Origin of the sequence: Leptospira fluminis (assembly GCF_004771275.1) — a bacterium.
Lineage (GTDB): Bacteria > Spirochaetota > Leptospiria > Leptospirales > Leptospiraceae > Leptospira_B > Leptospira_B fluminis.
The window spans coordinates 598851-621781 of record NZ_RQEV01000003.1 but is presented as its reverse complement, the minus strand read 5'-3'; the positions used below and the strand labels follow the sequence as shown (position 1 = coordinate 621781).

At 46.1% G+C, this 22931-nt stretch carries 22 protein-coding genes; 12 read left to right on the top strand and 10 right to left on the bottom strand.

Annotation, left to right across the window (positions count from 1 at the left end; translation table 11 throughout):
- The first annotated feature begins 2 nt into the window (after positions 1-2).
- Together cysE and EHO61_RS04750 are read left to right on the top strand one after the other, a co-directional pair.
- Positions 3-716: a serine O-acetyltransferase gene (gene cysE / locus EHO61_RS04755; RefSeq protein WP_135812456.1), complete on the top strand. Its 714-nt coding sequence runs from the start codon at positions 3-5 to the stop codon at positions 714-716.
- A 118-nt stretch (positions 717-834) separates the two neighbouring features.
- Complete coding sequence (locus tag EHO61_RS04750) at positions 835-1077, top strand: hypothetical protein (protein ID WP_246032004.1); 243 nt, start codon at positions 835-837, stop codon at positions 1075-1077.
- A 104-nt stretch (positions 1078-1181) separates the two neighbouring features.
- On the opposite strand, the gene mpl36 is transcribed toward EHO61_RS04750, so the two are convergent.
- Entirely contained in the window at positions 1182-2084 is a 903-nt protein-coding gene (mpl36, locus tag EHO61_RS04745; RefSeq protein ID WP_135812454.1) for an RlpA family plasminogen-binding lipoprotein MPL36, read from the bottom strand.
- Positions 2085-2192: 108 nt separating this feature from the next.
- On the opposite strand from mpl36, the gene EHO61_RS04740 reads away from it, so the two are divergent.
- Together EHO61_RS04740 and EHO61_RS04735 are read left to right on the top strand one after the other, a co-directional pair.
- Complete coding sequence (locus tag EHO61_RS04740; protein ID WP_135812453.1) at positions 2193-3101, top strand: tetratricopeptide repeat protein; 909 nt, start codon at positions 2193-2195, stop codon at positions 3099-3101.
- Positions 3102-3117: 16 nt separating this feature from the next.
- Positions 3118-4080, top strand: coding sequence for a tetratricopeptide repeat protein (locus tag EHO61_RS04735; RefSeq protein WP_246032003.1), 963 nt, complete (start codon positions 3118-3120; stop codon positions 4078-4080).
- Here the strand turns inward: EHO61_RS04735 and folP are convergent, their stop codons facing one another.
- Positions 4081-4944: a dihydropteroate synthase gene (gene folP / locus EHO61_RS04730; RefSeq protein ID WP_135812451.1), complete on the bottom strand. Its 864-nt coding sequence runs from the start codon at positions 4942-4944 to the stop codon at positions 4081-4083.
- A gap of 83 nt (positions 4945-5027) precedes the next feature.
- Here folP and EHO61_RS04725 point away from each other — a divergent pair, with 83 nt between their 5' ends.
- From EHO61_RS04725 to EHO61_RS04710, 4 genes are read left to right on the top strand one after another with little or no spacing between them, the layout of a single operon-like run.
- Complete coding sequence (locus EHO61_RS04725) at positions 5028-7115, top strand: OmpA family protein (protein WP_135812450.1); 2088 nt, start codon at positions 5028-5030, stop codon at positions 7113-7115.
- A 12-nt stretch (positions 7116-7127) separates the two neighbouring features.
- Complete coding sequence (locus EHO61_RS04720; protein WP_135812449.1) at positions 7128-8282, top strand: DUF1577 domain-containing protein; 1155 nt, start codon at positions 7128-7130, stop codon at positions 8280-8282.
- Between the two features lie 5 nt (positions 8283-8287).
- Positions 8288-9607 (top strand): histidine--tRNA ligase, encoded by a 1320-nt coding sequence (hisS, locus tag EHO61_RS04715; protein WP_135812448.1) that lies wholly within the window; start codon positions 8288-8290, stop codon positions 9605-9607.
- A 13-nt stretch (positions 9608-9620) separates the two neighbouring features.
- Entirely contained in the window at positions 9621-10172 is a 552-nt protein-coding gene (locus EHO61_RS04710) for a phosphatase PAP2 family protein (RefSeq protein ID WP_135812587.1), read from the top strand.
- Here EHO61_RS04710 and EHO61_RS04705 read toward each other — a convergent pair.
- The 5 genes from EHO61_RS04705 to EHO61_RS04685 form a co-directional block, all read right to left on the bottom strand.
- Positions 10095-11288, bottom strand: coding sequence for a Re/Si-specific NAD(P)(+) transhydrogenase subunit alpha (locus EHO61_RS04705; protein WP_135812447.1), 1194 nt, complete (start codon positions 11286-11288; stop codon positions 10095-10097). The genes EHO61_RS04710 and EHO61_RS04705 overlap by 78 nt on opposite strands.
- A gap of 81 nt (positions 11289-11369) precedes the next feature.
- The gene (locus EHO61_RS04700) at positions 11370-12305 is read right to left on the bottom strand and encodes a UDP-glucuronic acid decarboxylase family protein (protein ID WP_135812446.1); all 936 of its coding nucleotides are present in this window, start codon (positions 12303-12305) and stop codon (positions 11370-11372) included.
- Positions 12306-12315: 10 nt separating this feature from the next.
- Positions 12316-13179, bottom strand: a complete 864-nt coding sequence (locus EHO61_RS04695) for a M50 family metallopeptidase (RefSeq protein ID WP_135812445.1) — start codon at positions 13177-13179, stop codon at positions 12316-12318.
- A gap of 88 nt (positions 13180-13267) precedes the next feature.
- Complete coding sequence (locus EHO61_RS04690) at positions 13268-14959, bottom strand: methyl-accepting chemotaxis protein (protein ID WP_135812444.1); 1692 nt, start codon at positions 14957-14959, stop codon at positions 13268-13270.
- 118 nt (positions 14960-15077) lie between these two features.
- A complete protein-coding gene (locus tag EHO61_RS04685) occupies positions 15078-16304 on the bottom strand; it encodes a DUF445 domain-containing protein (RefSeq protein ID WP_135812443.1) in 1227 nt (408 codons plus the stop codon).
- A 127-nt stretch (positions 16305-16431) separates the two neighbouring features.
- On the opposite strand from EHO61_RS04685, the gene EHO61_RS04680 reads away from it, so the two are divergent.
- The 4 genes from EHO61_RS04680 to EHO61_RS04665 are packed head-to-tail and all read left to right on the top strand — an operon-like array spanning position 16432 to position 19119.
- Complete coding sequence (locus tag EHO61_RS04680) at positions 16432-16902, top strand: LIC_10042 family TonB-like protein (protein WP_135812442.1); 471 nt, start codon at positions 16432-16434, stop codon at positions 16900-16902.
- Positions 16895-17434 (top strand): UpxY family transcription antiterminator, encoded by a 540-nt coding sequence (locus tag EHO61_RS04675; RefSeq protein WP_135812441.1) that lies wholly within the window; start codon positions 16895-16897, stop codon positions 17432-17434. Before EHO61_RS04680 ends, EHO61_RS04675 begins: the two co-directional genes overlap by 8 nt.
- Positions 17418-18383, top strand: coding sequence for a KpsF/GutQ family sugar-phosphate isomerase (locus EHO61_RS04670; protein ID WP_135812440.1), 966 nt, complete (start codon positions 17418-17420; stop codon positions 18381-18383). The genes EHO61_RS04675 and EHO61_RS04670 overlap by 17 nt, the downstream gene beginning before the upstream one ends.
- A gap of 7 nt (positions 18384-18390) precedes the next feature.
- Positions 18391-19119 carry a type I 3-dehydroquinate dehydratase gene (locus EHO61_RS04665; protein WP_135812439.1) on the top strand — a complete coding sequence of 243 codons (729 nt, stop codon included), beginning with the start codon at positions 18391-18393 and terminating at the stop codon, positions 19117-19119.
- On the opposite strand, the gene EHO61_RS04660 is transcribed toward EHO61_RS04665, so the two are convergent.
- The 3 genes from EHO61_RS04660 to EHO61_RS04650 are packed head-to-tail and all read right to left on the bottom strand — an operon-like array spanning position 19120 to position 22888.
- Positions 19120-20703 (bottom strand): tetratricopeptide repeat protein, encoded by a 1584-nt coding sequence (locus tag EHO61_RS04660; RefSeq protein WP_135812438.1) that lies wholly within the window; start codon positions 20701-20703, stop codon positions 19120-19122.
- A gap of 60 nt (positions 20704-20763) precedes the next feature.
- Positions 20764-22377 carry a GMC family oxidoreductase gene (locus EHO61_RS04655; RefSeq protein ID WP_135812437.1) on the bottom strand — a complete coding sequence of 538 codons (1614 nt, stop codon included), beginning with the start codon at positions 22375-22377 and terminating at the stop codon, positions 20764-20766.
- A 4-nt stretch (positions 22378-22381) separates the two neighbouring features.
- Entirely contained in the window at positions 22382-22888 is a 507-nt protein-coding gene (locus EHO61_RS04650; RefSeq protein ID WP_135812436.1) for a hypothetical protein, read from the bottom strand.
- Positions 22889-22931 lie beyond the last annotated feature (43 nt).

Genomic DNA, 22931 nt, shown 5'->3' with positions numbered 1-22931 from the left:
GATTGTTCGATAATATTAAAGCGATCCGAAGAAACGACCCGGCGGCAAAGTCTTATATCGAAATCGTACTATGCTATCCGGGATTACATGCGCTCTGGTTTCATTCCGTCGCGCACTCCTTGTACAAGCTCGGCCTTCCCTTAATTCCAAGGATCATCAATACGTTCGCTCGATTTTTGACGGGAGTGGACATCCACCCGGGCGCGAAAATTTCACCCGGCATTTTCATCGACCATGGCCTCGGAGTAGTAATCGGAGAAACGGCTGAAATCGGTAGGGGATGCCTGATTTTGCAGGGAGTAACCTTAGGGGGAACGGGAAAGGAAACCGGAAAAAGACACCCAACTCTGAAGGAAAACGTAGTGGTGGGAGCCGGAGCCAAAATTCTCGGAAATATTGTTATAGAACATAACGTAAGGATCGGGGCCGGTTCCGTAGTACTTCGAGACGTGCCGCCCGATTGCACCGTCGTGGGAATTCCGGGAAAAGTGGTACGTTCCAAAGTGGACTTCGGGGAAGCGGGAGAAAGGATGCTCGATCACAACGAACTTCCGGCCCCGATCGCTCGAATCTTTTCTATCCTAGCTGAAAAGATCGATACTCTACAGCAAGAAGTAAACGATCTTTATGCCAAAGTGAACGCGACTGCGCCGAAGCACTCTCCCGTAAAAGGGGATCAGGAACTTCAGGAATACATCTACGGCGACGGAATTTAGGAGTCGGATTTTAAAATCGTAAATCATTTGACAAAATTGGAAAAAGAAGCAATTTGAGTTCCTGCAAATTCGCTCGAAAACCCCGACTAAGAGATAAGTTATGCACAGCCTAAAACGAATGATTGCCTCTTCTTTTTTGTTCGGTTCGATTCTTCTTACCAATTGCAACGCATTAGTCAGTAACGAACAACTTTGCGGTAAAGATTTAAAGAATTACGATCATTGTCTTTCCATCCTGTTGCTTACGGATCCCGCTTGCGGACAAGGCACCGGCACTTGCACGATAGGCCATGTAGAGTTCGCCAAAAGTATCTGCGGAGATCGTATGAAACTCCAGGGCTGTAGGGCTCATAGGGATTAAAAACTTTTCGCAAACAAATTCCAATCGGAGCAACGATTCCAAAAAAGAAAAGCGACCTCTCTTCGAGATCGCTTGGTTCCGGCTCCGCATCTGTCTAAAAAGATTTATCTTAGGGGAATGAAACAGTCCACTCCGTCTTCTTTCAACTTGGTTTTCAGTTGAAGGGCCTTTCCCCGGTCCGAAAAATCTCCCATCTGAAGTACGAACATCCCTTCTCGCTCGAACAAATAAACTTTTTCGCCGTACTCCGCGGAAAGGTTTTTGCGGTAGTTTTCCGCAAGCTGGCTATTTCTAAAGACTCCTACTTGGACGGTTTGACCCTTCGGAGCGCCCTTTACCAAAGGTGCGGGTGTGATGACTTTTTTCGGAGTCAACTTTTCCGGTTTGGTTTCGTTCAATAGAGCTTCTTCATCGTCCACGTTCTCTAAATCTTCAGTTTCGTCTTTACCGCCCTTGCTGATTACTTTAAGTCCTACCTTTGCGATTCCTACATCCTTAAAGTCCAAGCTTTCTGCGGCCTTTTCCGATAGATCCAGGATCCGATCTTTCGCAAAGGGTCCGCGGTCATTCACTCGTACGGTTACTTCCTTGTCGTTTTCCAAGTTCTTTACTTTGATGACGGACCCGAGAGGAAGGCTCGGGTGAGCGGCAGTCAATTTGGTTTTATCGAATAATTCTCCGCTCGCGGTGGGCTTTCCGTGAAATTTAGGTCCATACCAGGAAGAATATCCGATTTCGTCAAAATCTCCGTCGGTGGGTTTTTTCGCTGCGGGTAAAGTCGCTTTTACAGGTTTATTATCCGAAAGTAGATCGTCCAAACCCCTTTGCCGACCGGCCGAATTTTGCGCCAATGCCATATCCTTTTTCGATTCCTGGTCCATAGGCGAGATTTCTTTTTCGAAGAAGATTTCCGACGGGTCGCCGGAAGCGCTGATGCTCCGTCTAGGTTCTACGGAAGCACAAGCCGTTATGGTGGTTAAAACTACGATCGCGGAAAACCGTTTCATTTTTGTCCTCAGTCGAGATTCTCTCCCTTTATTCATCGGAAAAATCCGGAAATCACCTAAAGACTTTTTCCGATTGCGGAATTTCTTTCTGACGTCGATACTCCAGATATGGCGGAATCTGATTCGCGTAAAAAATTCAACGAGGCCCTTAGACTAGAAAAACAGGGCAAAATCTCCCAAGCCGCGAAATTATACGGAGAAATCGTCCAATCGGAGCCCGGCTTCCAAAAGGCATATCTGAATCTCGGAGCCTTGTATTCCAAGTCCGGGGATTCCGAAAACGCGATCCGGACATACCGAAAAGCCCTGGAAATCGGAAAGACTCCGGAGCTTTACTACAACATGGGCGTTGAGCTATATCGACTGAACAGTCCGGAAGCCGCCATTCGGGCATTGAAAAATTCCTTAGAACTGAACAAGAGATATTTAAACTCCCATCTTCTGCTTGCCTATTGTTATAAACAATTGGAGAAGCCCGAAAAATCGGAGCTCTATCTAAAGAACGTTCTGAAAATCGAACCCAAAAATAGGACCGCGCTTTCCGCCTTAGCTACGATTTATTTCGATACGGAAAAATGGGAAGAGGCTTTGGATGCTACCGAGAAGGCACTGGCCGTGAATCCGAACGACCCTCGGATGGAAATTCTATTAACCGAAATCCATGTAAAATTGGGAAACTACAAACAATCTTTCGAGACTTTAAAGAAAGTCACCGCAACGGCGCAGGGTTTTTCCAATTTTTCGGATTCGGTTCGAAACTCTAAAAGGAATCCCAAACCGGAAGAGAAAATATTCTTCGAAAATTTGGAAACTCTGACCAAAAAGAAGCTGAACGATTTTAAGAATAAGTTGGTGCTTTCTAAAGAAAGTCCGGAAGATTTCGAGGCTCCGGAAGCTCAGGACGCGCTTGATCTTTCGCTCATGTATCTATTTCATGGAGATACCGAGCGTGCCTTAAAATATCTGTTGTATGCACAAAAAAATTTGGAAGAGAATCCCGCTAAAGAGGCTCCTTAATTCGCTTCTCCGAATTTTGATCACCCAACTCTTTTTGAGCGGGTGCGTTTATCCCGTGCGCTATGCGGAAACTTTGGAATCGGATCGCGGGTTTTTGTATCTTTCTTCCGAGCGATTTACGAAGGAAAAGATCGAGTCTATCGAAAGTCCATGGGAAGCCAAATCCCTACGAGGAAAAGCGATTAGCACGGAAGACCACAATAACCTGGGGATCCTTTTTGCTAAGAGATCTCTCTTGGACGAAGCCGAGCAGGAGTTTTTAGAGGCCCGTAAGTCGTCCGCTTCCGATCCGATTCCTATTTTGAATCTGCTTAGACTTTATTATCTGGTTGATGCGATTTCCGAAGCCAAGGCCCTACTTTCGAATTATCTAAAGCAGACAAATCCGACGGAACGGAATAAGATCGAAAAGATCCTACTAGACAATCTGAGAGAGGAAGAATTGGTCATTTTCTGGGACTCGTCCTCTTCCATTCCGGGACAGGAAGTTCATTCTTGGAACGGTCTAGCCGATTATTTTTACAGAAAACAGGATTGGTCAAAGAGCTATTTTTACTTGGAGAAGATTCTAGTCGTCAGTCCGTATCATAAAAACGCCAGAGGACTCATGCTAAAGATGGCGGATACTTTGGAAAAATGGGACGAGGCGATCGTATTCGGTCAGAGTTTGATAGGGACGGCAGAGCGGGTGCCCGATCTAGAGTATTATTTGGCCCACGCGTATTCGGAAAAAAAAAGATATGACGAAGCCCTGGAATGGATCCGGAAAGTTCCCGAATCCGACCGGGGTAATCTGCGTTTCCTGAATCTCTGGAGAACTTGCCTTCTATCCAGAAACCCCCGAGCAGACCTTACTCCGCTGGTACCTTATTTTAGAAGATTGAAAGCCCAAGGTTTGGAAATCTCGGAAGAGGATTTTCTACCTACTACCGTACCGGAAGGAAAAGAAGCCGCCGAAAGAAACATACTCGGTCGTTGATTAAAAATCCTCTCCGTGCGAAAGTTTCCATGTTCGAATCGCTTGAAGAAGTTTAGAAGGCGAATGCGTCCGGATCATAGGGACATTCCGCAGCCACAGGAAAAGTTCGCAGACCGCCGTGGGAACGTCCCGTTCTCCGACCGGAATCCCCCCTAAAGCGTTGCCAAGAAACGACTTCCGAGTCACTGACACCATTAAACTTGGAAATTCGTTCAAGAGTTCCGTCACGGAAGAAAGTACGGAAAAACTGACCGTCGGATCCGGGCTCAAAAAAAAGCCCATGCCGGGATCGTATACTATCCGCTCCGGAGAAATACCCCATTCTTCCAAAGTCCTCTTCCTCTCCCGAAAAAAAGAAACGATCTCTTGCAGTACCGTATCTGGCTCCAAAGGGGAATCTCGCTTCGCTTTGTCACCATGATTATGCGAATACATAACGACGTATTTCGTTACGGAGGAAGGAAATTTCCTCAGGGTCTCTCCGCTCTCCCCATCCGTAAAGGCCCGGATATTATTTATGAAATCGACTCCCTCTTGGAGAGCCTTTTCGATCACGTAAGGTTTGAACGTATCAACGGAAACGGCTATCTTTCGATTTTTAAGCTCAAGGACGATCTCCTTCATCCTGTCCCACTCCGCTTCCGGTTCCACCCAGCCCGCCTCCACATTCGAGGATTGCGCTCCGATATCGACGACGTCCGCCCCCTCCCGAACCAAGGACAGAGCTTTTTGAAAGGCAGCATCCGGATCAAGATATCTGCCTCCGTCGGAGAAAGAGTCGGATGTGATATTCAAAACCCCGAAAATCCGGGGCTTGGGGGGAAATCGCATCCTGTTTCTCGGGTTGAGCACGTCAGTTTCCATATTGATCCTTTGCGGTTTCCTTCCGATACTAGAGGAATCAGGGGGAAAATCCAGGGATTTTCCGAATAGCGAGAATAAACAGTATGTCATTTTACAATCGAAACAGCTTCCCGGATCTCTACTCGCTAAAAGCCTTACTCCTTTCCGCCTGTCTCTTAATCGGAGCTAGTCTTCCTTTTTACGGAGATCGTTGGGCTCAGCCACTCCCTTCCCTAGCGGAACGTTTTTTCGGGCCGCCTTTAAATACCCAAAACGACGAATACAATCCGGTGATCAGTCCCGACGGTCGTTACCTAATTTTCCAATCGAACCGACCGGGCGGAGAGGGGGAAATGGACTTATGGCTTTCCGAAAACGCGAACTACAAAAGCCGCGACGGAGAAACCGATTGGCGGAAGCCGGTGAATTTGAACCAGGATATCTGGGAAAAAAACAAAAAGGAACTCCCTGCGGGAGAACGACCGGCTAAGCTCCTAAATACGGACCGATTCGAAGGAGGAATATCCATCCGTTTCGATGATATCGGAAATCCGGTGGAAATTTTCTTCACTTCGATCAGAAACGAAAAGGCCGATCGGTCCGGTTTCGACGCATTAAATATTTATTATACAAAAAAGGACGATAAAACGAAACTCTGGACCGATCCGGTCCCCGTCCCCGAAATCAATTCCAATTTCAACGATAAGATGCCCGCGATTTCTCCTGACGGGAGATTTCTCGTTTTTTCCTCCGACAGACCCGGGGGATTCGGAGATTACGATCTTTGGATTTCCTACCGAAACCTTTACGACGGCTCCTGGTCTTCTCCCATAAATCTAGGAGATTCCGTAAATTCCAAATCGGGGGAAATACTTCCTTACATACATCCCGATGGAGAGCAGCTCTACTTTTCCACGAATCGAGAAAATGAGCGAAAGAAATTTTCGTTGTTTCGCGTCTTTTTGAATCTTCCCCAAAACTCGGATACGGAGGACGAGGAAGATAAAACCGCTATTTCCAAAACCAATCTCCCTTTTCCTACTCCGGATTCCAAGACCCTGGAAAAACTTCCCCATCCTTTTAATCTGGATCCGGCGGAAGGAATCGATTCGGAAGGAATTTCTTTCGATAGAGAAGGAATTTGGGCGTACATTTCCTCGAATCGAAACGGAGGACAGGGACAGCACGATATCTACCGTTTCCAAGTGCCCGAATCCTTAAGGAATTCCTACGAGGTTTCCTTTTCCGGATTGGTCCTGGACGGCTCCGAACAAACCATGATCGGTCTGGATGCGACCGTAAAAATCTCCGATTCCGTTGGCCCGAGTAGGACTATCACATCTAAACGAATAGGAGGAGATTTATCCAAAGGAAATCCTTCTAACTTCAAAACCGTTCTAAAAACGGGGCGCGTCTACAAAGTCGAAATTTCTTCTCCCGGTTTTTATCCTACGGAAGACCGCTTGGATCTGAGAGGAAACATAGAAAGAGGGAAGAAAATCCATAAAACATACGTTCTTCTTCCTATCCGGGAGGAAGACAAAGCGAAGCCAGAGCAGGTGCCCGTAGAAGAAGGCAAAAAATTCCGCGGAATGAAAGTGTCGGTCGTGGACGCAGTTACGAAAGAGTCCATCCCTGGAGCGAGCGCTACATTGTTTACGCCCAAAAATCGACAAGGAGAAAACCTAAAACGCGATTCGGAAGAAAAATATTTCCAAATACAAAATATCCCTGACACAGATTTCGAAATATTTGCAAAAGCTGAGAAATATATTTCAGAAAGTGTTAACGTTCTTAAGAAGGACGCGAAAGACGGGTCAATAATTTCTATCGCGCTGAAAAAAGAGGCGGACGTACCTGTTGTTCTAGGATTGAAACTCTATTTCGAATTTAATAAAACGAATTTGACCGAGGAACATAAAAGGCAGTTAGACACCATTGTCGATTACCTGAAAAAGAATCCGTCGGATAAGATAGAGATCGGAGGCCATACCGACAATATCGCCTCCAAAGAATACAACACTCGATTGAGTGCAAAAAGAGCGCGAAACGTCTACGACTATATCCGAAGCAAAGGAACCCAAGGAGTTCAACTAAAAACAAGAGCTTACTGGTATTCCAGACCCGAAGAAAACAACTCTACGGAACAAGGTAGAGCTAAAAACAGGAGAGTGGATTTTCGCAAACTCTAAGGAGCGGCGCAGATGGAAGTCGAATATCGATCCTTCCTTCAATCCCCACGCGTTTGGGATAAAATCACTGACCCTGCGAAAGTAGGATACATACTAAAGGAATACGTTCATAACAACGGAATTTTTCTTAAGGAAAATCCCTTGAAACAGGAATTGCAGATCCTGAAAAATTCCGAAGACGGGAAGATACACTTACGCATAGATCCGAACCAAGTAAATAAGGAAAACGAAATTACCGTCTATAAAACCTTAAGCAAGCATATGGAAATCGGCTTCCGTGTGGAACGCGTCGACGACGAAAACGGAATCGCGATCTGCATCCCGGAGTACGTCAAAATCGCGAAAGAGGGAAGAATCACGACTCGAATCGAAGGATTGGCCGGAAAAGTCGTCGCTCACAGATTTCATATCCAAAAAAAAGAACAGGATTCTACCAAAATACTCGGGACTTCGGGACAAATTCTTCTCACAGACTTGCACCGAAACTTGTTGTCAGAGTACCAAAATTCAAGGCTGATATTTCCGAATAGCAAGGATCTGACTCCGGAGCAGGATCTGATAAAACGGACCGGGAAAGCGATCTTTGTATCCGACGCATTCACGCTGGAGCAGCCTCCTTTAAACACACTTACGAATTTCGAAGTAATGGATTTAAGGACCGAGTTGGAGGAAGAAATGATCCTCGAAGATCGGATAAAATTCTTCCGCATGGGCAAGATCAAATCTTTCGTAATGGTGCCTTTATTTTATCGGGACGCAATGGGGGCCAAACTCTTAGCCCTAGGCTATTCCGAATCTAAAGACGGAGCACTCGACCCGGAAATTTTGAAGAAATACAAAGAGCTCGAAGTCGTTTTCAACGCTAGAATCGAGGATTCCAATACCCTAGATCTTGACGTTCGCCAAAACGTCGTAAACGCCTCCGAAGGCGGTATCTTACTGGAAATCACCGAATCCCAGTTGGTCGAATCGTTTTTGCACAAACCTTTCTTTACGGCGGACTTGACGTTTAAAATGCAAGCCCCTTTAAGATTCGCGTTTAAAATCCGACATATTTCTCAATTAGGTGAAATTTATCTCGTCGGTGCAGAAATAGTTGGCTCCAATGATGCTAAGGTGAATATGACTCTATTAAAGAAGAATCTAAGCTTCGTTAAGAGCCTTTAAGCGCATTGGAAAAACAAAAATCTTTTTTACCCACGGCCCCTTATAAGGGCACGAGAGACTTTTATCCGGACGATATGCGGTTTCGCAATTGGATGTTTTCCGTTATGCGGGAGACGGTTCAATCTTTCGGATACCAGGAATACGACGGTCCGATACTGGAATCCTTCGATCTGTACAAGGCCAAGAGCGGTGAAGAAATCGTACAAAGACAATTGTACGATTTTACGGATAAGGGAGATCGCCATGTCGCGATCCGCCCGGAAATGACTCCGACTCTGGCCCGAATGGTTGCCGGAGAAGTCAGAAACCTCGCCAAGCCGATTCGCTGGTTTTCCATACCGAACCTGTGGAGATACGAGCAACCGGGAAAAGGACGATTACGGGAGCATTGGCAGCTCAACGTGGATCTCTTCGGAGTCAATTCGTACCGTGCCGAAGTTGAGATCATACTCATTGCCGATTCCATTCTCAAGAAATTCGGCGCTCCCGCCGGCAGCTATCAGATCAAGATATCTCACCGGGGGATTCTAGATTCCTTTTTATCGAATTCACTTTCCCTACCTTCTGAGAAATGCCAGGCGGTTTCCAAACTTCTGGACAAGAAGGCGAAAATATCGAAAGAAGTTTTCGAACAAGAATTAAGACCGTTATTATCGAATCCCGACGGACAAATCCCCTTGATTTACGCTTATCTGGAAAGCGATTTGGAAAGCTTGTCTCGTTTTAAAGGAATCAACTCCGAGGCTGTGGAATTTATCGGACGCTTGTCGGCGGATTTAAAATCCCTCGGGATAGAGAAGCAGATTTCCTTCGATCCTTCCATTATCCGCGGATTCGACTATTATACGGGCTGCATTTTTGAAGTTTTTGATACGAATCCCGAAAACCGACGATCTCTGTACGGTGGTGGGCGTTACGACAACCTGATCGGTCTTTTTTCCAACGACCAATTGTCCGGAATCGGATTCGGTTTAGGGGACGTGACTTTTCGAAGTTTTTTAGAAGGTCACGGGTTGGTTCCGGATCTTCATCGTAACGATACCGTATTCATTCCGGTCATGGAAGAATCCTTATTTCCGGAAATCCTAAAATTGGCGTACGAACTCCGTTCCGACGGAATCAATGTGGAGACGATGCTGGAATCGGGTAAAGTCGGCAAACAGATCCAAACTGCCGAAAAAAAAGGTTATAGGTTCGTCCTCTTTTTGGGGGAATCTGAAGTCGCAAAACAGGAAATACAATTAAAGGACCTGAAGACCGGCACACAATCCGTGCTTTCGCGTAAGGATCTGTCCTCCAAATTAAAGGATTCGATGCTTGGTTAAAAAAGCGTTGAAGATAAAAAGTCTTTTAGGAAGGGCCGATTACGCTGCAGCCCTTTTCATCCGCGAAAAAATCCACGGTCCCCGCTTGAATCGGATCCTATCCAGAATCAATAGAGGGGAAATGATGATCCTCATCGTAATTCCCTACCTTGCTTACGCAGCTTGGAAAAACATCCTTCCGTATCCTTGGTGGATCGTTTTGCCGTACACGGGGATCGTGTCTTATGCGAACGATCGATTCGTTTTATTTCTGAAGAAGTCGATCGCGAGAAAAAGGCCTTTGATCACAGTAGCGGGAAAAGTGGATGGAAATCCGGACATGAAGCATTCTTTTCCCTCTGCTCACGCGTCGAATTCCATGACCGCGTCTTTACTTCTGGTTTTTCTATTCGGTTTTCCCGAGTGGTTTTTGGTGCTCAGTCTGATGGCAGGGATAGGTCGTCTCCTATCCCTGCATCACTTTCCGAGCGATGTGCTAGGGGGTTGGTTAATTGGAAGCGGATTCGGACTTTTGGGTCTTCTTCTTGGCAGGGGCTTTCTTTTCTTCCTTACCGGTGGAGCCTAAGGCTGCCAGGGTAAGCTTATGGCGGATCTCACCGCTATGAGTCACGGTAGTGGAAGACAGAATTTCGTCCGAAAGATCCAGATTGATTTTCTTCTCTTTCAACAATAGCTTCAGGAAGTTCAGGATATTCTTAGCGAACATTCTAGATGCATCGCCCGGCAGCGATCCCGGTAAATTCAAATGCCCGATTACCGAAACTCCGTTTTTAGTGACGATCGTCTTTCCGTGCTGGGTATATTCGCAGTTTCCACCCATACTGGAAGCAAGGTCGACCACTACGGAACCAGATTTCATCCTATCTACGATCTTTTTAGTGATGAGAATGGGAGCTTTTTTTCCGGGAATCAAAGCGGTAGTAATGATCGCGTCCGCCTTTCCGGCAAACTTATCGATTGCTTCCTGCTGTTTCTTTTTATATTCCTCGGTTTGCTCTACGGCATAGCCTCCCGCTTCTGCGGAATGACGAGCGCCTTCGACTTCCACGAATTTAGCTCCGAGAGATTGAACTTGTTCCTTTACTTCCGGGCGCGTATCGAAAACGTCAACGACTGCTCCCAATCGGCGGGAAGTAGCGATCGCCTGCAAGCCGGCAACTCCGGCTCCGATAATTAATACGGATGCAGGAGTAATCGTACCTGCTGCGGTGGTAAGCATCGGAAAGAATCGGGTAAGATGAGTCGCAGCAAGTAGGACCGCTTTGTATCCCGCCACTGTTGCTTGGGATGATAGAACATCCATAGATTGAGCTCTGGTGATCCTTGCAATCGCATCCAAACTGATAACGGTAACTTGCTGGGCGGATAATTTCTTAATCGTTTGGGCGTTCATCGCCGGCTGGAACATCCCGAGATAAATGCCGCCTTTCTTGATTTTAGAAAGCGTAGAAGAATCCGCTAAATGTATACTAGTCACTATGTCGGATTTTTTTAGGACATCTTGGCGGGTAACAATGGTAGCTCCCGCTTTCTTATAATCCTCATCCGAGAAATAAGAAGACTCTCCGGCACTCTTTTCTACCAGCACGGAAGCTCCGATTTTTTTGAGTGCGTCGACGACGTCGGGAGTGATCGCTACCCGGGTTTCTTCCTTCGCCTCTTTTAATACTCCGATGTTCATACAGCCTGCTCGAAAATAAAGTTTTTCGGTTCGATCCCCGAAAAATCGGGAAAAGTACGTCCAGATTTTCCCGACGAACGATTAATCCAAGTGATTTTTGAAATACTCGATCGTTTTCCGGATTCCGTCTTTTAACGCAACCTTAGGCTCGTAACCTAATTTTTGTCTCGCAAGACTAAGATCGGGTTTACGTCTCACAGGATCGTCTTGAGGCAACGGCCGATAAACGATCTTGGACGGCGATCCCGTTTCGCGAATCACCAACTCAGCCAACTCTTTTACCGTAAATTCTCCGTCATTTCCCAAGTTCACGGGTCCGATAAAATCGGGGGTATCCATTAACCGGATGATCCCCTCCACAAGATCGTCTACGTAGCAAAAAGAACGAGTTTGAGAGCCGTCTCCATAAATCGTGATATCTTTTCCGGCGAGAGCTTGCACCACGAAATTGCTGACCACACGACCGTCATCCGGAAGCATTCTAGGTCCGTACGTATTAAAAATTCGAATAACCCTTATGTCGACTTTATGGTTCCGGTGATAATCGAAGCAGAGCGTTTCCGCCACTCTTTTCCCTTCGTCATAACAGCTACGGATTCCGATCGGATTTACGTTTCCCCAATAGGATTCTTTCTGAGGATGTTCGAGAGGATTCCCGTAAATTTCACTCGTCGAAGCCTGAAGGATTCTCGCTTTTACGCGCTTGGCCATGCCGAGCATATTCAACATGCCTAAAACGTTCGTTTTGATCGTCTTGATCGCGTTTGATTGGTAATGAATCGGACTAGCGGGACAGGCGAAATTATAGATCTTATCCACTTCCAAGCGGATCGGTTCCGTGATATCGTGACGAATTAATTCGAAACGTGGATGATCCAATAATTTTTCCACATTCGCTTTTCTTCCGGTGTGAAAGTTGTCGAGGCAGATCACCTCGTGGCCCATACCGATCAGTCGTTCGCAAAGATGCGACCCGATAAAGCCGGCTCCGCCGGTTACTAAAACTCTGCTACCCATCCAATCACTCTTAATCTTTAAATTCTGTCGGCAGCGGTTTTCCGTTCAGATCCAATCCACGACTTAAAAACCACTCCATAACTTCTGGAGTAACTTCGCCCGGAAAAGGCGATTCTTCGGAAACTCCGTTTGCCGTTAAAACATCGGAATGAGGTTCGGCTAGGTCGGAAGCTTGGCTCGGAGCCACCGCACGTCTTAGGGAAAAGAATATGATGGATACGCTAAAAAAGGACCAGAGGAGGGCAATCAAATATCCTAGAAAGACAACCGATTTGGGCGCCGCGGATTTCGCATCTGTTCCCGTAATCCAACCTGCGAGAATTCCCGCGTCCGTATTTTGAATGTTTTCAGTAAAATCCAAGAGGTCGTAAAGACTATATAACGTAACGCTTGTTCCGAGAAAAACGGTAACTAATCTATCCCATCCGAAAGGTAAGAACGAGCTGATCAAAACGAATAGTCCCCAAGCCAATCCCGTTTTCTGAGCAAGTCCTCCGGATGAAGTGTATTTTAAGGTAAGGAGAAGGATCGCTCCACCGAAGAGTAACAGAGTAGGGCGTACAAGCCTCCCCTTAAATCCTCTGTTAACCAAAAAGCCGCCGACCAAACAACACCCTAAATACCCGGCCGAAACTACGAAAACGAACGGACCTTTTCCTGCAAGAGGAGAGGCTACCGTCTGTCCCGCTTCGTCTCCCTGCAGTTCTATCGTCTGAACACTTCCGCCAGTCAACAGAGTGGCCGTAGCATGACCTGCCTCATGAATTAGAACCACGAAATCTTTCAAATAGGAAACCCAGCCGTGATTCCAGTAGGATAGTAAAGTGGCAACGATGGCCAAGATCAATGCGAGGCGTAGGAAACGATTTTCCATGCTAACATGAATATCGGCACCCGCGCTAGACGGGATGCAAAGAAATCGATACCGACTTTCGAAAAGAAGACCGTCAATCGACGGCGATTCAGGTTTTAAAATGACCCAGAATACTCTTTAATCTCTCGGAATGTTCCAGAGTACCTTCGACGGTATGTTTTATGTCTTCCGATGTAGAGGCGATGTCCTCCGCATTTTTAGAGATTACGCTCATGGAGGCGGAAATTTCTTCCGACGCTCCTTTTTGCTGTTCGGAAGAATTGTTCATCATCTGTCCCAACGTAAGCAATTGGTCGGAGCTCATCCGGATTTCCCGAAGTTTATTGGATTGTTCGGAAAGATGTATCCTGACATCGGATGCGGAAGCATGAACCTTTTCTATGTAATCCTGAAGTTTCTTGAAAACATCCACGGATTGGTTGACCTTTAAAGCGCCCTCGTCGACGGAAAGAGAAGTATTCTTAACCAATTGAACGATGTCTTTGATACTGTGTTTGGTCTGTTCGGCCAACTTGGAAATCTCGTCGGCGACTACGGAAAAGCCTTTGCCGGCTTCTCCCGCTCTTGCCGATTCGATAGAAGCGTTCAGCGCCAATAGATTCGTTCTTTCCGAAATACCGGTGATTATGGAGACGATCTTATTGATTTGATCGGAGAAGGATTTGATCTCTTCCATCGAGCGAATCGCTTCGTTAAAAATCTGTTCGGCTTGCAACGCCTTTCCGGAAACTTCCCCCGTCTGCGACGCCAATTCTTCCATCGAGTGGGAAGTTTCCCGCAAAGAAGAATCGATGGATCCTATACTCGCATTTACATTGGAAAGACTTCTGGTCTGCTCGGCTATGGTGATGACGATCTCTTCGATCGTTTTGGATAACTGCACGGAGGCGGCAGCGGTTTCCTCGACCGACTGGGCTTGCGTTTGGGTGCTGGAACGGAATTTTTGCATAGACTCGAATAGCGTCTCGTAAAGATGCATGTTCCGATCGTAGTTTTCCTTCATCTGTACGATCAAGCCCCAGAGACTGATGGCAAGACATCGTATGTTGGTATAGATCTTATCTACGTCTTCCCTGCCTTCCTGCCTCCGGATTTCCGCAAGCATGTTCCCATTGACCATTTGGCGTACGATTTCGACCACGTCTAGAATCTTCGCACCCTGCTTTTTCATCGTGACCAAGACCAAGAAAGAACCTAGAATTCCCGAAATCGCCGTCACGCTGGAAGAAATCGGATCGGCGGGAAAAAGTCGGAAGCTAAGATACAACCCGGGTAAAAGCACTAGGCTTACTTGAACCGCCGCTAGACCGAAATTGCCCAACGCACTTTGAATGGAATGTATGAAAGAAGAAAGCCGATATCTTAGTCCGAGGCCGCGACTCAATTTCCGGTAAAGTTTCTCCGCCTTATCGATGTCTTGTCGACCCGCTTGTTTGCGAACCGACATATAACCGACGATCTCTCCTTGCTCCAGAATCGGCGTTACCGTCGCGTCCACCCAATAATGATCTCCGTTCTTTGCGCGGTTTTTAACGATTCCGTTCCAGGGTCGTCCGGATTTGATTGTGATCCAGAGATCTTCGAAAACGACAGGAGGAATATCCGGATGTCGGACTATATTATGAGCTTCTCCCAAAAGTTCGCTCTCGCTATATCCGCTGACGTCCGCAAAATCCCGGGATACATAGGTGATTTTTCCCTTCGGATCAGTGCGTGAAATAATGACCGCATTGGCGGGAAACCGAATCTCTCTGTTCGTAACTGGGAGGTTTTTCCTCATGATTTCTTTTTCTATAGTATCGTCATAGGAGTATAGCGAAATAAATCCGTAGAAGGATTTACCTTTGTCAACAAACGTAAAAATGCGATTCGGACGTTATGCCTCTAAGCAGAATGGACTATGGTGCAAAGAACAGTAAATAAGTTTGAATACATCCGACAAGTCCCCCAAGTAATGCACCTAGCAAAATTAAAGTCAATTCGTCTTCCCGAAAAACGGAATGAAGAAGACGCTCGAATTCCGTCGATGGAAGTTGGCTCAGTCTAAGAGAAATGATTCTTTCGATTTCCAGAGTTTCTTCGAGATATCCTTTCATCCTTTCGGCGGTTTCAGGTACCATTCCCACCACCTTATCTGCGATTTTTTCCTGAACCTCTTTTACTTTCGCGTTCCCGAGCAATAATTTCGCGTACGGAATTTTCTCCTTCAATTTTCTCTCCGATAATTCCTTAGCTCTTTCCGCCAATTCGCGTACGATCAAGTCTCCGCCTTTTCCTAGGAAGATCAATCGTATCAGGTTTTCCGTCGTCAGAACTCTGGAAGAAATTACGGAAGCGAATTCCCGAGAAACTTCCTTTTGTCTTTTTAAAAAAAGTCCCTGGTATTTAAAGAGGATGAAGTTTTTCGACTCCAAAGGATGAAATATCATGAGAATCGCCATCCAATTCGTGACGTAACCGACCACAACCCCCATAATGGGTAACGTCCACCATCGGTCGAAAATTTCCCAAAAGCACACCTGAAAACATCCTATTAAAAATCCGAAATAGATGCCCGATCGAACGATAAAATCGAATTCGGGTCCCCCGCATTTTCGAAAAACCTCGACGAGATATTTCGTATTCGGCCCGGACAAGGAAGCACGGACGAATTCCTCTATCCCCATAACCCGATCCAATTCCTTTCCGAAAGAATGATAAACCTCCCGTATTTTGACAGGAATCTCTTCTCGGATCTCTTTTTCTAAAATCTCCTTCGATCCGGGGGGAAGCGTCGCCCAGAGAACCGGGCTTTCCGCGACGATGACGTCTTTGACGATTTCAGATGAACGCATCCGTATCAAGTCTGCGATCAGATCAGCGATCTTTTCGGGACGGACTTTTTTGTACAACTCGTACGGACGAATCAGTTTTGAAGTCAGAATTTGAGCGATCAAACCGCTCATTTTTATCGCATGATGAGGGATAATTCCCTGCCATCCTATAAAACCGAAACCGACTCTTTCGTTCGGATAAAAGATCATTTTTACGGCGATATAGTTGGTAATCCAACCGACAAAGGAGGATGTCGCAAGAATGGAAAGAATTTGAATCGCGTGAGAGTCTGTAAAATTCCATTCCGACATGGACGATTATCCTAGGTCCTTCGACCCTTCTCTTCAACCACAAATCCGAATGTAAAAAGAAAGGGACTCCGAAAGACGCAAGAGGTTGCAAATTCGATGGTCGGATTTTCAGTGGAAGAAAGAAATCATGGATCTTCGGTTCGGTCTTCTTCTATCCGCTTCGATTCATCTTTTAGTGATAATTGGAGTATTTCTTTATTTTCGGAATACTGAGAACGCGCTCGAAATTGCGAACTTGCGTTTAAACCGGGGCGGGATTCCTAGTCTATATTTTTCCTTTCCTCCGGAATCCGGAAAAGGGTCGACTCCCTCGGAGAAAAAAAGCCAAACCGGATCGGAAACGGACGAAATAGAAAGGCTGAAAAACGAAATTCATTTTCCACCCGAAGCGCTGGAGCAGAGGCTAGAATCGGATTGTTCCTGGTTAATCGAAATCGGAAAGAACGGCGAGCCTAAAACGATAACGACCGTAAAGTCTTGCAAATACGCGGTCTTTGAAAATCATTTTCGAAAATCCGTTTCTCGCTGGAAATTTCAATTAAAGGAAGGTACTAGAATAACGGTGCCTGTATCTTTCCGAATAGAATCGAATGACTGATCAAACGAAATTCTGGTATGCGATCTACACCCTTTCCCGGTCGGAAAAGAAACTGGCGAAGGAGTTAGACAAGAAAGGGATCGAAAATTTTTTACCCCTGCTTCCACTTAAAAAACAATGGTCGGATAGGACGAAAACCGTTTTAGAACCGGTGTTTCCTTCCTACGTATTCGTAAAAATGGATTTGAAATCGGAGAAAATCCGGGTATTGCAAACTCCGGGCGCGCATCATATTCTTTCGCTGAATGGAAGTCCCTTGCCGATTCCGGAGGAAGAGATAGAGTTAGTAAAAATATTCGTGCGAGATTTTCCGGAACATTTACGGGTTCAATCCGAGGAGAAATTGGAACCGGGAAATAAGGTACTGATCACTCGAGGATCCTTTAAAGGGTATAGAGCCATCGTAGTCAGAAAGATCAGTTCTGTTTCGGTGAAGGTGAATATCTCCGGCATCCGATCCAGTATTTCGGTGGATTTGGATCCGGATTCCATAGAAACTCAGGAGGAGAAAAACATTGGGCGAAGCTCTTGATAAAGTTCAAAAGGCTTTGGACATAGAGATCGAAGCGATCCGTTATTTTAGGGACAATCTCGATCCGAAAGCGGAGAAGGCGGTGGAACTTATCTTCGCTTCTTCCGGAAAAGTAATCGTGACCGGAGTGGGTAAGTCGGGCGATGTGGGAAAAAAAATCGCTTCCACCCTTTCTTCGACCGGGACACCCGCGTTCTTTCTACATCCTTCGGATGCGGCGCACGGAGATGCCGGGATCGTAGCACAAGGAGATGTGGTCTTAGCAATCGGGAAAAGCGGGGAAAGCGAGGAATTACTGAATTTGATTCCTACGATTAAGAATTTAGGCGCAAAATTGATCAGCCTTACCGCTAATCCGGATTCCCGCTTGGCTCAAGATAGCGATTTGGTCGTACTCACTCCCGTATTAAAAGAAGCTTGTCCTTTGGAATTGGCCCCTACGTCGAGCACCACAATTGCACTTATGTTGGGAGACGCGATCGCGATGGCATTGATGGAGATGAGAAATTTTCAAAAAGAGGATTTTGCACTCTACCATCCCGCCGGCCGATTGGGAAAAAGGCTATCCCTGCGAGTCGACGATGTCATGAGAAAAGGGGAAAGACTTCCGAAAGTATTTCCCGAAGCGAATTTGGAAGTCGTACTTTCGGAAATCACCGCAAAATTGATCGGAGCCACCGCGGTCGTAGGGCGGGACGATACTTTGTTCGGAGTGATCACGGACTACGATGTGAGAAAGTTGCTTAGAGAAGGGAAGTTCCACTCCGACACCAAAGCATCCGAAATGATGAATCCAAAACCTGTTGTTTTCCAATCCGGAATTATGGCTTACGACGTTCTTCAAGCAATGGAAAGAAGGGAACGTCCGATTTCTATCGCACCCATTGTCGACCGGGAAAAACTTTTGGGCTTTGTTTCCGTTCACGATCTTCTGCAAAAAGGTCTATAAACGCTATATGTCCAAGACGGAGAAAATCTATACGGTGCTTACCCTGGACGAGGAAGAGTTCTTTGCATTGCAGGAGCTTCCTCCGGCGGACTTTATAGAAATTCGATTGGACCTGTTCCTGAACGAATCCGGAAAGCCGGAAAAAATACTGGATGCCCTCGATAAATTAAACGCTCGAGCGATCCTTACATACAGACAACCGGAAGATTCCAGCGTAAAAGCCAGATCCATCTGGACTCAGGAAGACGTAATCCCGTTTCTCCGTAAGTTGCAGGGAGGCAATCATTATCTGGATGTGGAATTGGATAAGGATAATTCCATTTTTACCGGAGCGGAGGATTCTAACTTCGGAATCGTCAGATCTATCCATTCTTTTTCCGGAATTCTAGGCTCGGAAGAACTAGAATTCTATTTTCGTACTGTGGCGGAAGAAGCGATCGGCTCCCGCAAAACGAACCTTCCTTTCGATCGGATTCTGAAAGTTGCGGTCATGCCCGATTCCGAAGAGGACAGTAAGGAATTCGTCGAGATCAGTCGGAAGATATCGGAATTGGTCAAAGAAGAGGGGACACGATTCGGTTATTGTGGAATATTAATGGGAGACTCGGGAAAAGAGTTTCGGATCTTTCCCGAAAAAATAGGGTCCCAATTCACTTACGCTTGTTTCAAGAATCCGAAAGCGCCCGGTCAGGTCGGGTTGTCGGAACTTTTAGAAAGCCGAAAAAGCAGCCTTTGATTATCGATCGGAATCGTCTTTTTCCGATTCTTCCGAGCGGGGATTTTCGGATTCGTCTTTCGGACTTCGAGTTCCCGACCGAGTTTCCAAAAATTGTCGAAAAGACTCGTTTTCTTTGAATTTTACGAATTCCTTATCCTTTAAGGCTGAAGTCCAAAGAGAAGGATTCATATCCGCCGCTTTTTTAATATAGTTCGTAGTCGCGTCCATATTTCCGAGCCGCGCTTGACATTTTGCCAACAAATAAAAAGCATTGGCTGAATTTTCGATTTTTTCCAGAAGGGGAACCGCCTTGTCCACGGATCCCGTATAAAAATACGCTTTCCCTAGGTAAAAACGATATTCTCTTTCCTCTTCCTCGTCGGGTTCCACGGATTTGAAATACCGGAGAGCTTTTTCATAATTCCCTGCATTCGTATAATACCTGGCTAATTTCAAGATACCATCGTTATACACTTCAGGCAAATTCTGAAACTTCGGATTTTCCTTTTCGATCGCGGAAGCGATCTCTTTTAGAGTATCATACCCTTCTTCTTTTTTGCCTCCCTGTATTTTACAAAGGGCGACATACATTTTGATTTCCCTGGTTTTTTCTCCGAATTCCAAAGCTTTTTCGGCGGTTTTAATCGCATTCTCGCAGTCCTTAACCTGCCATTTTATCTTAGTGATACCTATTAACGGAAGAACCGTCTGCTTATTCGCATAGGCTTTGCGATAATACTTGGTCGCCTCCTCGAAATTCCTTTTTTTATGGAAGGCAGCCGCCTGCGTTAGATGGGTAAAATAAAGTAATTTTTCCTTTTCGGAAGGGATCTTGGGTTCGATTTTCGCCAGAGCCGCCAATGCCTCATCGTATTTTCCGAGCCTTACCAGAAGCGCGCCGTACTTGTAGCCGTATTCCAGATTTTCGGGTTCGTCTTTTACAAGCTCGGCAAGAATCGTCTCCGATTTTCTGAATTCCTTTTCGTTATAGTAGGCAAGGGAAAGTTGCCACTTTATATTTTTATTATTCGGATCCTTGTTTAGCTTCTTTTCCAGGGAGGCGACGGTTTCCTGTTCTTCTTCTACCTCTTGCGGGAGCGGATTTTTTTGCGGTCGACTCCCCCCCGAATGCTTCTCCTCGGCTGCTGCACGAATTTTTTGGATATGGTTCAGATCGGGTGCGATTTTGAGCAAACGATTCGCATAGGCTATCACCTCGCCGTATTCCCGATGATAATTGTAATAGAGAATGATTTTTGTATAACAATTCACCAGGTCTTTTTTGGGAAGACTCAAAGTTACCGCTTTCTTAAAAGCCTGTATGGACTTCGTATAATCTTTACGGCTTTCATAAATGTAACCCATATACATCCAGGCTTCGCCAGAACTCGGGTTGCTATCGTTGTATTTTTGGAATTGTTTTAGGGCTTCGGTATAATCTTTTCGCGAATAGGCTTTTTTTCCCTCTTTTAGATCCGCCGAAAGCAGCACGGAAGAAGCGAAAAGAAAGTAAAAAACCACGACTCCGGAAAGAGGTTTTGCGAGGTTTAAAAAATCTGTTAAATAGCTTCGTCTGAGATTTTGACGATACCGACTGGGCATATATCCAGTTTCGAAAGGGAGCCTTCCGAATAAAGTGGAATTCTCCCTTTTAGTCTGGAATTAATTATTTCCTAAAATCTCGGATTTTCGAGCCGCCAACGCCCGGGAAGCCCTTAAACTTACGCTCATGGTCGTAATTTGCGGGTTTACCGAAAGTCCTGTGGGAAATACGGATGCGTCTATCACGTAAATATTCTTGTGCCCGTACAGTTCGAAATCCAGATTCACAGCCCCTTTTTCGGAAGAATCGGCCGCCTGCAAGGATCCGTGAGGGTGGGCAGATCCGACCGCAATGCGTCCCGGTTCTATGCTTTTTTCGAGTACCCAATCGAACTTACTGTTTTTATCGACTTTAACGGGTTCTTGGATATCGGGAAACGGGAAAATAATGGATTTAGCTCCGGCCGCCACCTGGACTTCCGCGAGCATTTTAATCCCTTTCAATAAATTTTTTCCATCCGTAGGGGTCAGTTCGAAATATACTTTTCTTCTTCCTAGAGACCATTGGACCGAAGAGTTCGCTTCTCCATCCGCACCGTCTCGAACAAGCACGATCCCGGCGTTCATGTGAGGAAACTTCTTCATGACTTCGAATTGGTTCGCCCCGTAAAAGGGGACCAAAGAACTCGCTAAGGTCGGCCGAAAGGGAGCAACTTCCAACCAAAATCCGTATCCCGTATTATTCTGATTATGGCCGTCTTTGATCACGGCCGACTGCGGAGGTCCGGAGAACATATTGATCTTCTCGTCAAAGATGGCAAAATTCGTACTAGTCGGGTGAAGCTTCAGGTTCCGACCGACCCAATCGTTTCCGAGTCCGGATCGTTGTAAAAGAGCAGGTCCTTCGATGGCTCCTGCGCTTACGATTACGACCGGAGCTTGGATCGTCATCTTTCGGATGATCTCGTCGGGAGCTTTTTCATAAGCGTCCGGTGCAAATTCCGCAACAACCGTTTTGGTGGCTCCGTCCTGGATATACTTCGCCCTCATGTTCGGAACCACCACAGCCCCCGCTTCGATCGCGTCGGGAATCCAAGTTAAAAAAGCCGATTGTTTCGCGTTGATGGGGCATCCTAACCCGCAACGTCCTAAACCGATGCATCCGCGGTTATTATTGCGAAGAACTTCCGGATGCAGTCCCAGACTTTTTCCGCCTTTCATCAACACATTATTGTTAGCATTGATCAGATTGCCGGGCACTTCGTGAACGCCCAATCTTTCGTGGACTTCGGAAATAATTCCTTCCATATCCTCTCTTCCGTATCCTTTCCAGCCGAATCGCTTTTGCCATTCGTCGGTAACATAGTGAGGAGGATAGAGAGATGTTTGCCAATTGACCGTAGTCGATCCTCCAATGGTTTTTCCCTGGAGAATGGAAATGGTCTGCTCCTCCGAAACGATGAAGCCCGCATCCCTATAAAGACGCGCTTGGGAGATAAATTCGTCTCCCGTAAATTTTGCCGGAGTAAAATAGGAACCTTCTTCGATCAGCAGTACTTTCCATCCTGCTTTCGCAAGAGTCGCCGCCGCAACGGCTCCTCCGGAACCGGAACCGATCACAACGACATCCGTTTTTACGTTCCATACGCCGTCAGTGATTCCTTCTTTTTTCAGAAAGTCCGCGTGCTTGCTCGGCACTAGAATTTTATCGTTAGCCGCTGGAATTCCGCCCATATATTTATCCTTCGTATCCTAAGAGTTGTTGGTAGCTCTTCTCTTTGGAGATCAAAAAGAAGGAAAGTTGACGCATGATATTGTACGCGCCCCGCTTCAAAGAGAGTGAGGAATTTTTCCAAGAAAGTAGTCTTTTCTCTCGGTTTTCTTTGGAAAGACTAGCCAATGGAGTAAAAGAAAAATCTAAAGCGAGAGAAACCAAAGTGGAAGTCGGCAAAAAAGCCAAGATCTGAAGAGTCGATTCCGTTTCGATCGGATAAGGATGACCGTAAATATATTGGTCGGCAGCGACGCCTAGATCGAAGTTTTCGATCGGATTTCCCGAAAGGAAAACGTCTTGCAAACTTCGGAAGGCTCGGTATTGGTTTGCCGACAACCCTTTCAAGTTGGGAACGGCTTCTCCGCCGCAGGAGGAAGCCGCCGGAATCAGCACCGCGGAAAGCGCGGCGCTTTTAAATAGAAATTTAAGAAAGCCGCTACGCGAAATCTCTTCTGAAAATAAAGTTTCCACTTAGACCTCCAAAACCTATCGCCCAAGGGCGAAGATTTTATCG